This window comes from Microbulbifer maximicatervae (SeqCode) (assembly GCF_052467505.1).
Genome location: NZ_CP174313.1, coordinates 3111149 through 3126113, shown reverse-complemented (window position 1 = coordinate 3126113; position 14965 = coordinate 3111149). Strand labels below are relative to the sequence as shown.

The 14965-nt window shown below is 52.2% G+C and carries 13 protein-coding genes; 11 read left to right on the top strand and 2 right to left on the bottom strand.

Annotated elements, in window-relative coordinates:
* The first annotated feature begins 8 nt into the window (after window positions 1-8).
* The 7 genes from rnd to ACJJIN_RS13845 all read left to right on the top strand — a co-directional run bounded on the left by rnd (window position 9) and on the right by ACJJIN_RS13845 (window position 5856).
* Entirely contained in the window at window positions 9-1139 is a 1131-nt protein-coding gene (gene rnd, locus ACJJIN_RS13875; RefSeq protein WP_444895117.1) for a ribonuclease D, read from the top strand.
* On the top strand, window positions 1136-1423 hold the full coding sequence (locus ACJJIN_RS13870; protein ID WP_444892840.1) for a YcgL domain-containing protein: 288 nt from the start codon (window positions 1136-1138) through the stop codon (window positions 1421-1423). The genes rnd and ACJJIN_RS13870 overlap by 4 nt, the downstream gene beginning before the upstream one ends.
* 10 nt (window positions 1424-1433) lie before the next feature.
* Window positions 1434-1883: a YcgN family cysteine cluster protein gene (locus ACJJIN_RS13865; protein WP_444895116.1), complete on the top strand. Its 450-nt coding sequence runs from the start codon at window positions 1434-1436 to the stop codon at window positions 1881-1883.
* Window positions 1884-2079: 196 nt separating this feature from the next.
* Window positions 2080-2460: a hypothetical protein gene (locus ACJJIN_RS13860; RefSeq protein WP_282934168.1), complete on the top strand. Its 381-nt coding sequence runs from the start codon at window positions 2080-2082 to the stop codon at window positions 2458-2460.
* A 416-nt stretch (window positions 2461-2876) separates the two neighbouring features.
* A complete protein-coding gene (locus ACJJIN_RS13855) occupies window positions 2877-3557 on the top strand; it encodes a YEATS-associated helix-containing protein (RefSeq protein ID WP_108731891.1) in 681 nt (226 codons plus the stop codon).
* Between the two features lie 172 nt (window positions 3558-3729).
* The gene (locus ACJJIN_RS13850) at window positions 3730-4575 is read left to right on the top strand and encodes an AAA family ATPase (protein ID WP_444895115.1); all 846 of its coding nucleotides are present in this window, start codon (window positions 3730-3732) and stop codon (window positions 4573-4575) included.
* A gap of 99 nt (window positions 4576-4674) precedes the next feature.
* Entirely contained in the window at window positions 4675-5856 is a 1182-nt protein-coding gene (locus ACJJIN_RS13845; protein ID WP_108731893.1) for a vWA domain-containing protein, read from the top strand.
* 42 nt (window positions 5857-5898) lie between these two features.
* Here ACJJIN_RS13845 and ACJJIN_RS13840 read toward each other — a convergent pair whose 3' ends face one another.
* Both ACJJIN_RS13840 and ACJJIN_RS13835 read right to left on the bottom strand, forming a co-directional pair.
* Window positions 5899-7116 carry an amidase family protein gene (locus ACJJIN_RS13840; protein WP_444898258.1) on the bottom strand — a complete coding sequence of 406 codons (1218 nt, stop codon included), beginning with the start codon at window positions 7114-7116 and terminating at the stop codon, window positions 5899-5901.
* 12 nt (window positions 7117-7128) lie between these two features.
* Entirely contained in the window at window positions 7129-8622 is a 1494-nt protein-coding gene (locus ACJJIN_RS13835) for a peptide MFS transporter (protein ID WP_444895114.1), read from the bottom strand.
* Window positions 8623-8788: 166 nt separating this feature from the next.
* On the opposite strand from ACJJIN_RS13835, the gene hrpA reads away from it, so the two are divergent.
* From hrpA to ACJJIN_RS13815, 4 genes are all read left to right on the top strand, one after another.
* A complete protein-coding gene (gene hrpA / locus ACJJIN_RS13830) occupies window positions 8789-12703 on the top strand; it encodes an ATP-dependent RNA helicase HrpA (RefSeq protein WP_444895113.1) in 3915 nt (1304 codons plus the stop codon).
* Between the two features lie 239 nt (window positions 12704-12942).
* A complete protein-coding gene (locus ACJJIN_RS13825; protein WP_108731896.1) occupies window positions 12943-13242 on the top strand; it encodes an HvfA family oxazolone/thioamide-modified RiPP metallophore in 300 nt (99 codons plus the stop codon).
* A gap of 85 nt (window positions 13243-13327) precedes the next feature.
* Window positions 13328-14176: an HvfB family MNIO-type RiPP peptide maturase gene (locus tag ACJJIN_RS13820; protein ID WP_444895112.1), complete on the top strand. Its 849-nt coding sequence runs from the start codon at window positions 13328-13330 to the stop codon at window positions 14174-14176.
* Window positions 14157-14927, top strand: a complete 771-nt coding sequence (locus ACJJIN_RS13815; RefSeq protein WP_444895111.1) for an HvfC family RiPP maturation protein — start codon at window positions 14157-14159, stop codon at window positions 14925-14927. The genes ACJJIN_RS13820 and ACJJIN_RS13815 overlap by 20 nt, the downstream gene beginning before the upstream one ends.
* The last annotated feature ends 38 nt before the right edge of the window (window positions 14928-14965 follow it).

The window sequence follows — 14965 nt, the reverse complement described above, 5'->3', positions numbered from 1 at the left end:
TGATATCGATGACAGAAATAGATACCACTCCACGCTGGGTCGACAGTTACGAGCAGCTGGTAGAGTTGTGTGCAGAATGGCGCAAGCAGAGTGCGGTAGCCCTGGATACCGAGTTCATGCGCAGCCGTACTTTTTATCCCCAGCCGGCGCTGGTCCAGGTAGGTGATGGAAAACACTGCTACCTGATCGACAATTTGGCGATTGAGGAGTTACAGCCGCTTCGCGACCTCTTGCTCGATACCGCTGTCACTAAAATCATGCACAGTTGTAGTGAGGACCTGGAAACCCTGGAGCGCTTGCTAGGGGTGATCCCCGAGCCCATTTTTGATACCCAAATTGCCGCTGCGATCTGTGGTATGGGAGCGGGCTTAGGTTATGCGGCGACAGTTAACCAGCTACTGCATATTGAATTGCCCAAGAGTGAAACCCGCTCGGACTGGCTGCAGAGACCTCTCAGCGATGCACAGAAAACCTATGCCGCCCTCGATGTCGCTTGGTTGCCGGTACTCTACGGCGTACTGGTAAAGGACCTCAATGGGAAGGGGCGCCTGGAGTGGTTGCAGGAAGACTGTGCATCATTGGTGGTTGCGGCTCGAAACCCGAACCCGCCTGAGATTTACTACCAAAAAGTGAAAGGTGCCTGGCGCCTGCGCAGTAAACAACTGGCAGTGCTACAGGATGTGTGTGCCTGGCGCGAAAAGCAGGCCAGGGCGCTGAATATGCCGCGCAATCACCTGTTAAAAGAGAATATCTGTCTCGGCCTGGCCCAACAGTTGCCTCGGCACAGAGGTGCCTTGGGCCAACTGGGTATGGAAGGGCGAGCTCTGCGTGAGCACGGCGAAGCTTTGTTAAAGATCGTTGCCCAAGCCTGCGAGAGAAGCGATCCACCTGCGCGAATGCAGCAGCCTCTCAACCGGCAGCAGGGAGAGATCCTCAAGCAACTGCGGCTTGAGATGGTGTCTATTGCCGAGCGGGCCGGGTTGCCTGCCGAAATATTAATTCGCAAAAAAGAGCTCGAAGCTCTGGTCCAGGCCCGTCGACCCGAGTTAGAGGGGCGGCTCAGAGGGTGGCGGGCCGATGTGATTGGCCATCCTTTGCTCGAAGCTCTGAAACAATTGCGTAAAGAGGAATTGAAGTGAAAGTTTTATGCGATATTTATCGCAGTCCAAATAAAGACGAAATGTATCTGTACGTGGATAAGCGCGAGGGCACTGCGAGGGTTCCCAAAAATCTACTGGAGCTTTTCGGCAAGCCGCAGCACGTCACTACGATGTTGGTGACGCCGGACAAAAAGCTGGCCCGTGCAGAGGCGGACAAGTTGCTCAAAGAGGTGCGTACTCGCGGCTATTACTTACAGATGCCGCCAATAGCCGATTCCGAAATGAGTGAAATCGCGCTGAAGAACAGCAAGTTGCAACGCTGAGTCGAGCTAAATGGCACAGGAGCCTTTTTGGCGGCGGAAAACGCTGGAGCAAATGAGTCGATCCGAGTGGGAGCAGCTTTGTGACGGTTGTGGTCGCTGCTGTCTGCACAGTTTGGAGGATGAGGATACGGGTGAGGTCTACCTCACTAATGTGGCCTGCCGCCTGTTGGATACCCATTCCTGCCAGTGCAGCAAGTACAGCCAGCGCAAAGCCCATGTCCCCGGATGCATTCAGTTGCGTATAGAGGATATTGCCGAATTCGATTGGTTGCCGCTCACCTGCGCATACCGCAGTCTTGCGGAAGGGCGCCCTCTTGCAGACTGGCACCCATTGGTATCGGGAGACCCGGAATCCGTACATCGGGCGGGGATATCGGTGCGTGGGCGCGTTGTCAGTGAAGAGTCGGTTCATCCAGACGATATGGAGGATCATATTGTCTCTTGGGTTGAACAAGGTTGATTGCAAACGGGAACTGCGACCTGTGAACGCCTTTGAATATTGCGCATAATTAATTCGATTCTTCGAATTAATTATCGCTGGCAGTGCTTGTCTGCGAAGCGGCGTAAATATGCCGGTTCCGAGCGAGTGACGATGTAAAGGACCCTGGCATATTTGCCCGATATTGGATCGGTGTGCCAGAAAGTAGAGTGAGAGAATGACAGAAGATTTCCAATTTGCCTGGATGGTGTACGCCGCTTCAACACTGGTTATGCTGTTGGCGGGCTGGTGGTTTATGCGCAATTGGCGATGGAGCTGGGTGCGCCAGACTCTACTCTTAGTGGCTGCGGCAGTGTTGTTGGCACCGGCAAAGACCTCTGTAGCGGAGTCAGTTGCTGTGCCGGTGTTGCCGCTATTTGTTTATCAAACGCTGTTTGAAGAAAATGGAGCGGCGCCAGAGGTCACTACCAATTTGATATTCGCTTCGGGTGGAGCCCTGGCGATCATGGTTGTTTGGGGGATTGTCAGCTTGCTGATGAGATTTCGCCGGGACAGGCGTCGTCGCTTTGATGAAGATCCCTACTTTAACGAGCAATAACCCAAGACATGGCTGCCATGCCTGAGGGCATGGTAGCCATTCCCCCAGTATTTTTTGTTGCACTTTTATTCACTTGCGCAGCCATCGTCCCTCCTCGACGCCTATATCCAGGCCTTCACTCGGTTGCTCGTATCAAAGGCGTTAAAACCCTTTAGACCGACAACCCCAGTCAATGACAGCTGCTATATCTATTAAGCTGGTTCCCGCTGTGGCGCAATGCAAAACAATGTAAAAGCAGTGTCACTTTTCTGCAAGGTATCCAGTAACAACAAGAGGCGGCTGTATCCGGCATGTGGGAAATACCTCGCACCTAATTAGGGGAAGAGGGCAAGGGCAGTCGTGAATAGAGTGAAATATTCAGTTCAATACCCACTTGCCCGGATTGGCAGTGAGAGCCGAATGGCTGAGGAATACTGATGCTCGATCACCTGCTTATATTGACTGCAGTAATGCTGGTTTCGGGCATTTTGGGTGGGCTGGTCAATTACTATCAAATGCTGTTCACCGAAGAAGATCCAGCGGGGCTCGCACGTTGCCTGATTATGGGGCTGTGTGGCGCCTTGATGGTGCCGATATTCCTTAAATTCACCCAGAGTGACTTGTTGATAGAAATCCAGGGTGACCCCTCGCGCTTGTTGATTTTTACCGGTTACTGCCTGCTCGCTGCAATTGCGTCCCGTATGTTCGTGTTTAACGCCGCGCGGCGCCAGTTGCGCGACGCCAGTATTGCCCGTGCCCGAGTAGAAAATATGGAGCAGGAACTGCGCACCATGCAGTTGGAAATGATGCCCCTATTGGAGCATGAAATTGAGGGCGATCCCGAGCAGGGGCCGACCATCGATTTCAATCAGATTCGTAAATTGGATGACAATGCCCTACAGGTACTGCATTTGTTAAATACCGGGGAGTGTGTATTTCGGTCTCTTTCCGGCATGGTGCAGGACAGCGGTATGGAAACCAATTCTATAGCCCGCGCCTTGAATAGCTTGCTGGTGCTGGAGATGGTCGGGAAAATTCATAGTCACCTGGGCATCCGCTGGTATATCACCGGCAAAGGTCGCCAGGTTGTACACCGCCGCAGTACCCAGATGGCCTAGGCTGCTTCGGTAAGCCCACGCGTACTTTCAAGGCTCGCCCTGCGGGACTGGCAAATTTCCCCAGCGCAAGCTGGTCATCCAAATTGAGCGTTACCGCCTCGCCCCCAACCTGTTGTTCAATTATCATTCGCTAAAAGAGATAGTTAGCCTCGACGACAGGATTGGAGCAGTTATGAAGTTTACCGGTACCGAAAGCTATGTAGCGACCGACGACTTGCAGATGGCGGTGAATGCGGCCGTTACCCTGCAGCGCCCACTATTGATCAAGGGTGAGCCTGGCACCGGCAAAACACTGCTCGCCGAGCAGGTAGCAGAGAGCCTCGGACTAAAGCTGATTCAGTGGCATATTAAATCCACCACCAAAGCCCAGCAGGGCCTGTACGAGTACGACGCGGTATCCCGCCTGCGGGACTCCCAGCTGGGCGTGGATAAGGTTCACGATATTGGCAACTACATTAAGCGCGGTAAGCTTTGGGAGGCCTTTGCGGCAGAAGAGCGTGTGGTGCTGCTGATCGATGAAATCGATAAAGCGGATATCGAATTCCCCAACGACCTGCTGGTTGAGCTGGATCGTATGGAGTTCTTTGTCTATGAGACTGGCGAAACCATCAAGGCCAAGCAGCGCCCCATCGTAATTATCACTTCCAATAATGAGAAAGAGTTGCCGGACGCCTTTTTGCGCCGCTGCTTTTTCCATTACATCAGCTTCCCCGATCGTGACACTATGCGCAAAATTGTCGATGTGCACTATCCAGGGATCAAAGGGCAGCTGGTGGCCGAGGCAATGGATATTTTCTTCCAGCTGCGCGAGGTTCCAGGCCTGAAGAAAAAGCCTTCTACCTCTGAGCTGATCGATTGGCTCAAGCTGTTGATGGCTGATGATATTCCCGGGGAGATCCTGAAAAACAGCGATAGCAGCAATGCCATTCCGCCGCTCTACGGTGCCCTGCTGAAAAACGAGCAGGATGTCCATATGCTGGAGCGCCTGGCGTTTATGGCCCGTCGCGATAATCGCTAAACTGTGTTGGTTAATGTCACCGAGGGCTTAGGTTGTCCTCGGTGATTTCGGCCCGGTTTAACCGGGTATTATTTTTCCCTGTGCTGACTGCGAATTATTATGCTGATTGGCTTTTTCCAGAATTTACGCCGCTATAAATTACCGGTAACCATCACCGAACTGCTGGCCCTGCTTGAGGCATTACAGCAGCGCCTGGTATTTGCCGACCTTGAGGAATTTTACTTCCTTGCCCGCGTTTGCCTCGTCAAGGACGAGAAGCACTTCGATAAATTTGATCGCGCTTTCGACGCCTATTTTAAGGACCTTGAGACCCTCGACGACATTGTCGAACAAATGATTCCCGAGGACTGGCTGCGTGCAGAATTTATGAAGCAGCTGACCGAAGAGGAAAAGGCCCAGGTGCAAAGCCTCGGTGGCTTGGAAAAACTACTGGAGGAATTTAAAAAGCGTCTAGAGGAGCAGAAGAAGCGTCACAGCGGTGGTAATCGCTGGATTGGTACTGGCGGCACCAGCCCGTTTGGCAATAGTGGTTATCATCCCGGCGGTATCCGTGTGGGTGGTAAGGGACGCAATCGCTCGGCGTCAAAGGTTTGGGAGAAGCGCCAGTTTAAAAATCTGGATGACAGTATCAGTCTGGGCACCCGCAATATCCAGGTGGCTCTGCGCAAGCTGCGCAAATTTGCCCGCACCGGTGCCGCAGAGGAACTGGATCTGGATAACACCATTTCCTCTACTGCACGCAACGCCGGGTTACTGGATATTCAAATGGTGCCGGAGCGACATAATGCGATTAAGGTGCTGATCTTCTTCGATGTAGGGGGCTCTATGGACCCCTATGTGCGCGTCTGTGAAGAACTGTTCTCCGCCTGTCGTTCCGAGTTCAAGCATCTCGAATATTTTTATTTCCACAATTTTGTTTACGAGCATGTGTGGAAAGACAACCAGCGGCGCTATAGCGAAAATACCTCGCTGCTGGAAATACTGCGCACCTATGGCAAGGACTACAAAGTAATTTTTGTCGGCGATGCGTCTATGGCGCCCTACGAAATTACCAGTCGTTTCGGCAGTGTCGAACATATGAATGAAGAGCCCGGTGCGGCCTGGATGGAGCGTGTTACCGATACCTACAGTAACCTGATCTGGTTGAATCCTGTAGGAGAGGAGTACTGGCAATATACTCCCAGTATCGGTATGACCCAGAGACTGGTGGACGGGCATATGTATCCGATGACCCTGGAGGGGTTGGATCGAGCCATCGCTTATTTGGTTAAAGGGCGTTAAAAAGCTGATCGCTTTTTCAGGTAGCACCTTAGGTGCTACCTGCTATTCGTGGGGTTTCGTTAGTTGCTCAACTAGAGAGAGAAGCGAAAAATCGCTTCGTGGAGTCATTATCAATGAGAAGCCACTGGGTTTCTCTATCTCTTTTCCCCCAGTATTAATCCCATTTTCTACGATAGAAAACAACGGCAGATGACACTGGGGGGCGCCCCAAAGCCCTGCAATAGCGGTTAAACCCAATAGTCGCTGGCGATTTGTTTGTACTTTTCTGGGTTCACTATCGGTCCCTTTCTTAATTGCGGTTGTGGGGGTGGTTGGCACTAGTAAAACGCTATTGTTGTCCGGTAGTAACGTTTCCATCAACTTGCACCACCGCTGTCGTTTTTCGTTGGCCCAGGATATCTCATCATCGGTAATTGATAGGGCCATAGTAATTCTTGTGGCGATGTCCTCTGAAAATACCGGCCGGTATTTTCGCAACCAGTCTCCGTGGGTGTTGGCGATGGCGCGGCCCTGCAAAATTCTGAATACATCCGCCAGTTCACCCAGTAATTCAATGTCAGGTAGGTGTTTAATCTCGCAGATAGGAAATTGATTATTTAATGTAGGAATAAATTCCTGGATTGCTGATTGAATGGGCGTATCTGCCAGTTGACTTATCTCGGGGCAAGTAACCAGGCGGGTTACTTTATTTGCGGATAAATGCTGTGACGGGATTAGAATTTTGCCGACGTCTACAAGTAATGAAGGAGTTTGACTAAACCAACCGACAGTATCAAAGCAGGGTGCTAAACCGATAACACCGTCGGTAGGAATAAGTGAGTGACTGGTTCGAATGCCGAATAAACCACAATAGCTTGCAGGTACCCTCACCGATCCGCCGGTGTCGGTGCCTAAGCCAATATCGGCTGTTCCTGAGGCCACGGCGGCGGCCGATCCCATAGAGGAACCCCCACAAAAATAGCCGGGCAGTTTAGGGTTGTCGGCAGAACCGTAGTGTAAATTACTCCCCTGCATGCTGTAGGCGAGTTCATCAAGGTGAGTAAACCCAGTAAAGGTTGAGCCGGCCTCCAGTAATTGCTGCAAGCTAAGTGCGGTTTTATTGGCAGGAGGGTGAGTATTGAACCACTCGGGGCTGCCTGCCGTATTTTTCTCCCCTTTCAATTGAAAGAGATCTTTGACCGCTAAACGTACGCCTGTTAGCGGTCCGGAATCTGATAACGTTAAAGAGCGAGGTCCGTGCTCGCAAAATACGCCTTTTATGGGTTGGCTCCCTTATTTGTCATTACCGCTAAAATGCTTCGGCGGTACACCGTCGTGATCGGCGGTGATGCTCAGTTCCTCCTTGGTGGTTTCGCCCACCTTTACATGAACCTCTTCTGCACCGTGCATCCAGTCCACCAGTTTCTCGCGAATAAAGTACAGGATAATTCCGGCAATAATTGCGGCCAGGGCTACTCCGCCAAAGGTTGCGAGTGGACCGGATACACCGACGAGTTTACCGATCTCTGCCGCTCCTTTGTTGGCAATACCAATAAAGGCAAACCAAAGCCCCATCATCAGGGATAAATAGCGCAGCGGAGATAATTTAGTTACAACAGAGAGCCCAATTGGCGATAGGCAAAGTTCGCCAATGGTGTGGAAAATATAGGCAAATACCAGCCACCAAATACTCGCTTTAATGGTCTCTGAATCGCCAATTTGCAGGGCGGCACCGCACATGGATAAGAATCCCACGCCGAGAAAAACCAGTCCCAAACTGAATTTGGCCGGTGAGCTGGGCTCCCGACCCCCCATGCCTACCCAGATACTGGCCATAATCGGCGCGAGGATAATAATAAACAGAGGGTTTACCATCTGCAGCCAACTGGCGGGAATCTCCCACCCCAGCACATTCAGGTCGGTTCGATATTTGGCGAATAAGTTCATTGAGCCGGCAGCCTGCTCAAAGCCGGCCCAAAAAATCACGATAAACACGCCCAAAACCAAAATAACTTTGATGCGGTCTCGCTCCTCTTGAGTCAGCGGGCGGCGCTTATCGACGTCCTCATCTTTCTTGTCTTTCAGTTCCAGGTGCGCAGAAGGTTCTACACCGATTTCTCCCAGGTAGCGCTTGGCTTGGGTCATCTGCAGGATTAGGCCGGCTAACATGCCAAGGCCAGCGACGATAAAGGCCAGCTGGTAATCCACCTTTTCCCCAATCCAGCCCACCAGTAGGTAACCGAGGATAGAGCCCAGGTTGATGCCCATATAAAAAATGGTAAAGGCGGTATCCCGGCGGTGGTCACCTTCCTCGTAAAGGTCCCCGACCATGGTAGAGATATTTGGCTTGAAGAAACCGTTGCCGATAATCAGCAATGCCAACCCGATCCATAGCATATAAATTTGGCTGCCATTTGGCAGCCAACCGTGGGGGAATCCCAGGGCGAACTGCCCCAGCATCATCAAGGTGCCGCCGAACATAATACAGCGGCGCTGGCCCCAGCGATTATCTGCCATCCAACCGCCGATAATGGGGGTTAGGTAGACCAGCATTGCATACCAGCCCAGGTAGCTGAGGGCTTTGGATTGCAATTCGGTATCGGTCAGTTGTTCCCAGCCGAAGACTGCGGCAGTCGCTGTAGAGGTCAGGTAGAAGACAAAAATACCACGCATGCCGTAGTAGCTGAGACGTTCCCACATCTCAGTACCAAACAACAGGAAGAGTCCTTTGGGGTGGCCAAATAGCTGGCCTGCGCTGGCGGGGGGCTTGGGCTTGATCTCTTGCATAGTACTGCTCGCAAGGTATGACCCTGAGGAATTGCACCAGCAGTAAAGGCCGTGCCCCTCAGAAGAAGTGCTATTCGCACCAGTATAGATGAGCGCCACAATAAGGTTTGATAGCCCTGCGGTGCTCAGGGGGTATAATCCCGCGTTTGCCATTGCTGTACGAATTATGAGTCACACCGAAGCAGAAAAAGTACTTGGGGCGCTGCAGGCCCGAATCTCCGCGACCATGGGGCGTGACCGCTATGGGTTGCGCAGGACTGTCAAAAATGTGCGCCGGCGCCAGAAAGAGGGCAAGCCGGTAGATCGCATGTTGGCCCAATTGGAGCAGCAGCTCCAAGCGTCTGAGACCCTGGTGGAGGAGCGCCGGCGCAAGTTGCCAGAAGTGCAGTGGCCGGAGTCTTTGCCAGTGGTAGCGCGGCGGGAGGAAATCGCCGAGCAGATCGAGAAAAATCAGGTTGTAGTGATTGCCGGTGAAACCGGTTCTGGTAAAACCACTCAGTTGCCAAAAATTTGCCTGTCACTGGGCCGGGGAATTTACGGCCAAATCGGCCACACCCAGCCGCGCAGGATTGCTGCGCGCACTGTAGCCAATCGAATTGCTGAGGAGCTGGGGCAGCCACTGGGAGAGTCCGTCGGTTACCAGGTACGCTTTACCGACCACAGTACCGAGCATACCCACGTCAAACTGATGACAGACGGTATCCTGCTGGCTGAAATTCAGCGCGATCCCCTGTTAAATAAATACGATACGCTGATTATTGATGAGGCCCATGAGCGCAGCCTTAATATTGACTTTCTATTGGGCTATTTGAAAACCATACTGCCCAAGCGCCCTGACCTGAAACTGATAATTACCTCGGCCACCATCGACCTGGAAAAATTTTCCCGGCATTTTGACGATGCGCCGATTATCGAGGTTTCCGGTCGTACCTACCCGGTAGAAGTTCACTATCGCCCCGCAGCGGATACGGATGCAGATCTCAACGAGCAGGTGGTCACTGCTGTGGAGGAATTGCTGCACGAGGAAAAGTCCAGCAGCCGGCGCGGTGGGGATATCCTGGTATTTATGAGCGGTGAGCGGGAAATTCGCGAGTGCGCCAAGGCTTTGCGCGATGCACAGATGGCGCAATTGGAAGTGCTGCCCTTGTATGCCCGCTTGAGCCTTGCGGAGCAAGCCAAAGTTTTCCACGGCCATAAAGGCCGTCGCATTGTACTCGCTACCAATGTGGCAGAGACCTCTATTACCGTGCCCGGTATCCGTTATGTGATCGACCCGGGTACTGCACGAGTGAGCCGCTACAGCTACCGCAGTAAAATTCAGCGGCTGCCTATAGAGCCGGTTTCCCAGGCCAGCGCCAACCAGCGTGCCGGTCGCTGTGGCCGTGTCAGCGCCGGTGTTTGTGTGCGCTTGTATGAAGAGCGGGATTTTGAGCAGCGCCCGGAATTTACCGATGCGGAAATTCTGCGTACGAATCTGGCAGCAGTCATTCTGCAAATGTTACAGCTGCGTATCGGTGATATCCGCGAGTTTCCATTTGTCGATCCGCCGGACCCACGACTGATTAATGACGGCTATAAATTGCTGCAGGAATTACAGGCGGTAGATGAGCAGGGCCGGGTCACTAAATTGGGGCGATCCCTATCAAGGTTGCCTTTGGACCCGCGCCTGAGCCGCATGTTATTGGCGGGGGCAGAGAATGGCAGTGCGCGGGAGCTCTTGATTATTGTCGCCGCTCTGGCCGTGCAGGACCCGCGCGAGCGCCCGGCAGAAAAACGCCAGGCTGCGGATGAAAAACATCGCCAGTGGCAGCATGAACAATCGGATTTTTTATCCTTCGTTCAGCTATGGGATGCCTTTGAAGTCCAGCGTCAGGAACTGAGTCAAAATCAGTTGCGCAAATGGTGCCAGAAAAACTTCCTGTCCTGGCTGCGTATGCGCGAGTGGAGAGATATCCACCACCAGCTGCGTGTGGCCTGTCGCGATCTTGAAGTTAAAGAAAACAAAGAGCCGGCGGAATACGAAGCGATACACCGAGCCATCGTGGTGGGATTGCTGGGCAATATTGGCGCGCGGGATGAAAACAAGGAGTTTAACGGCTGCCGCAATCGTCGTTTCCATATTTTCCCAGGCTCCGGTCAATTTAAAAAACCTCCCCGCTGGGTGGTGTCTGCCCAGTTACTGGAGACCAGCCGCCTGTTCGCCCATACCGTAGCCAAGGTCGAGCCCGAGTGGATATTGGCCGCCGCGCAGCACCTGGTTAAGCGCAATTATTTTGAACCCCATTTTGACGCTCGCTCCGGGCAGGTAATGGCCTTTGAGAAGGTCTCCCTTTACGGTTTGGTGCTGGTGGAAAAACGCCGAATTCCCTACGGCAAACTGGACCCGCAAACTTCTCGGGAAGTGTTTATTCGCCAGGCGCTGGTGGAGCAACGCTATCGCGGTAAGGGCCGATTTTATAAGCACTATCTCGACCTGTTGAAGTCCCTGGAAGAGCTGGAAGCCAAATCCCGTCGCCGGGATATTCTGGTGGATGATGAAGTGGTGTACCGTTTCTTTGATGAGCGTATCCCGGCGGATATCGTCAACCTGGCTGGATTTGAGCACTGGCGCAAGAAAGCGGAATCCAGCGATACACAGCTGCTGTTTATTCCCCGCGACTTATTGATGCAGCAGAGTGCCGATCATGTGGGAGAGGCCCAATTCCCTAATGAGTTGCAGGCGGGCGGTATTGTCTATCCGCTCAGCTATCACTTTGAGCCTGGCAGTGTGGATGATGGCGTCAGTATACAGGTGCCGGTTGCAGCACTGCACCAGGTGCCGGCAGCTCGCCTCTCCTGGTTGGTGCCGGGCATCTTGCGGGACAAGTGCATCGCTCTGGTAAAAGCCCTGCCCAAGCAGTGGCGTAAATATTTTGTGCCAGTGCCGGCTGCGATAGATAAGGCTTTGCCCCGACTGCGTGCAGACAATACCCCATTGTGGCAGTCGTTGGCTCTGGAGCTGAAGCGCCAGACAGCGCAGCAGCTGCCAGATGAGGCATGGGAGTCTGCGGAACAGGCCCTGGAAGATTATTACCGTTTCAATATCCAGGTGATGGATGAAGTCGGTAAATTGCTGGATCAAGATCGGGATTTGGCCCTATTGCAGGCGCGCTACCGGGATCGGGTACAGCAGGGGCTGGCAACAGCTGGCGACAGTTTTGAGCGGGAGGGTATTTCCCGCTGGGACTTCGGTAATCTTCCAGAGACCCACACCCTCAACCAGGGTGGGCTCAAGGTGCGGGCTTACCCCGCGCTGGTTGAAGGAAAAGACAGTGTTTCCCTGAAGCTACTGGATAACCCCAGTGAGGCTCGCAGGCTTACTCGCGCCGGTATTTGTCGTTTGGCTCTGTTGCACTTGCCGGAGAAGGTGAAGTATCTGCGCAAAGAGCTGTTGCGAGGTAAGGAGCTGGGGCTTTCTGCAGCGGATCTGGGGCGCCGTGAGGAGGTAGCTGACGACATCCTGATGGCAGCCGTGCGCGAAGTTTTCTGGCCCAAAGAGGAGTTGCCGCGCACCGAAGCTGAATTCCTGGCCGCTTTGGGAAATGACGGTGACTTGGTGGGGGTGGCCCAAGAGATTGGTGATCTGTTGGTCAAGGCCCTGGCTCAGCTGGTGCCACTGCGCAAACAAATCAAACAGCAGAAAAACCTGGCGGTCTCAATGGCAGTGGGGGATATCCAGCAGCAACTGGCTGGGCTCTTCTACCGAGGCTGCCTGTTTGATACTCCGCTGTCATGGCTGCGCCAGTACGGCCGCTATCTGAAGGCGATTGCAATGCGCTTGGAAAAGGCCGCTCTCGACCCTTACCGTGACCGAAAACTGCAAGTTGAATACCAGAAGGCGGCGGAGCCTTACTTGGCGCAAGTGGAGAAATATTCACCCAGAGAACTCTCTGCAGAGGCAGAATTGCGTGAGTTTCGCTGGATGTTGGAGGAATTTCGTGTTTCCTTATTCGCGCAGACTCTAAAAACCCTGATGCCGGTGTCATCCAAGCGCTTAAGCAAGTCATGGGCAGAAATTGATGGGAAAGGTTTGCTTGGTTGATTTTCTCTATGGAAAAGAGATCACAAAAAAAATTTTGATCAAGTGTAAGAATTTGATGGAGAGCCCGACAGAAGTACTGAAAGCAGGCCTGGAGCCCAGAATGACCCCTTGATACCGGTTATTTTGTGGCGGGTTCTATTCAATGACTGATTTTTGTTTCGCAGCATTATACTTCTGCGGAGTGGAAAAAAGTCTCTTGTACTTTTTATTGCTAAGGACACCTAGTTAGGAGATTCACTATGAACAAGAAGCACCTTTCCCCTGTAGCCGCCGCAGTTGGCGCAGCGTTTATCGCCACTGCCGCTATGAATGTATCTGCTGCCAACAGCAATGCTAACCCCTTTGCCGCAGCAGACCTGAGCTCAGGCTACAACGTGGCGCTGGCTGATCACGACGGTGATGATAAAAAGAAAGAGGGTAAGTGCGGCGAAGGCAAGTGTGGCGAAGGTAAGAAAAAAGAAGGCAAGTGCGGCGAAGGTAAGTGCGGCGAAGGCAAGAAAAAAGAAGGTAAGTGCGGCGAAGGTAAGTGTGGCGGGTAATTTTTCGCTGTACTCAAAGAGGGTGGATACGCTTTAGCGATCCACCCTGTTTTTTATTGATCGCTGAAAAAAGTGAGACCTGAAAGTGTTGCGCGAGTTTTCCATAGAAGGCGCTGGGTTTGGATTGCGCCGGTCAATGATGGGTGAAAACCTTGATACAGATGCCGTAGATTTTCTGGAAGTAGCACCTGAGAATTGGATTGGTGTTGGCGGTCGCTATGGGCGCTGGTTTAAGGAATATACAGAGCGTTTTCCCTTTTTACTTCACGGTTTATCTCTCTCGATTGGTGCACCAGAACCATTGGATATGGAATTGGTTGCAGCCATTAAAAAATTTATCAAGCAACACAATATTCGCGGTTACAGTGAGCACTTGAGTTATTGCTCAGATCACGGCCATCTGTACGATTTATTGCCCATTCCCTTTACGCAAGAAGCGGTGATGTATGTTGCCGAGCGAATCCGTATGGTCCAGGACGCACTGGAAGAACGGATTGCAATGGAGAATGTCTCCTACTATGCGGCGCCGGGCCAGGAGATGACTGAACTGGCTTTTTTAAATGCGGTGCTGGAAGAGGCCGATTGTGATTTGCTTCTGGACGTGAACAATATTTATGTAAACTCGATTAACCACCGCTACGATGCGCTGGACTTTCTATCTGCACTACCTACTGAAAGAATTCGCTACGTACATATTGCCGGGCACTATGATGAGGCAGAGGATTTAAAGGTGGACACCCATGGTGCACCGGTTATTGATCCTGTGTGGGAGCTACTCGATCGCGCCTACGATATTCACGGTGTGATGCCGACGCTACTTGAGCGGGATTTTAATATTCCGCCGATTCCCAAATTACTCGAAGAAGTAGGACATATTAAAACCATTCAGGCCAGTCACCAGGTGGAAGAGAATTATGTCCTCAGTCGTCGATAAGCCCGAGACATTCAAAAGTGTGCAGCGGGACTTTGCTGCCCATTTGCGCGCACCGGATCAAGTTGCGCCGCCGGCAGAAATTGAGGACCGGCGTGTCGCTATTTATCGAGATTTGATTTACAACAATATTGAGTCCTTTGTTGCCAGTGGATTCCCGGTATTGCGCAGTCTTTATAGCGACGAAAACTGGCATCAAATGGTGCGTGATTTTGTGCACAAACATACATCCGTTAGCCCGTATTTTTTGCAGATCAGTGAAGAGTTTCTCTCATATTTACAGAACGAACGGGGAGAGCAACCACAAGATCCTCCGTTCCTGTTGGAGCTTGCCCACTACGAGTGGGTGGAGTTGGCTTTAGATGTCAGTGATGTGGAATTACCGGAAGGGCTGGCGATAGAGGGGAATGTTTTACAGCAAGTTCCTGTAGTTTCCCCCCTGGTCTGGAGCCTCAGCTATTGCTACCCAGTGCATCGGTTGGGGCCGGATTTTCAGCCCCAAGAGCCGCCGGAGGTACCGACGTTCCTTTTCGTTTACCGGGATCGTTCCGACAAAGTGAATTTTATGGAGATCAATGCCGTCACCGCCAGATTGCTGCAGTTGGTCTCTGCGGGCGATTACACCGGCTTACAAATATTGGAACAGATGGCTCAGGAATTACCCAATATTAGTCGTGACTCCTTATTTGATTTTGGTGCCGATTTATTAGAAAAACTACTGAATAAAGGGGTTATTGCCGGTTTAAAGGCTTAGCCTGTGATTGCCTGAAACTCCTTTATCTTTGGCAAATC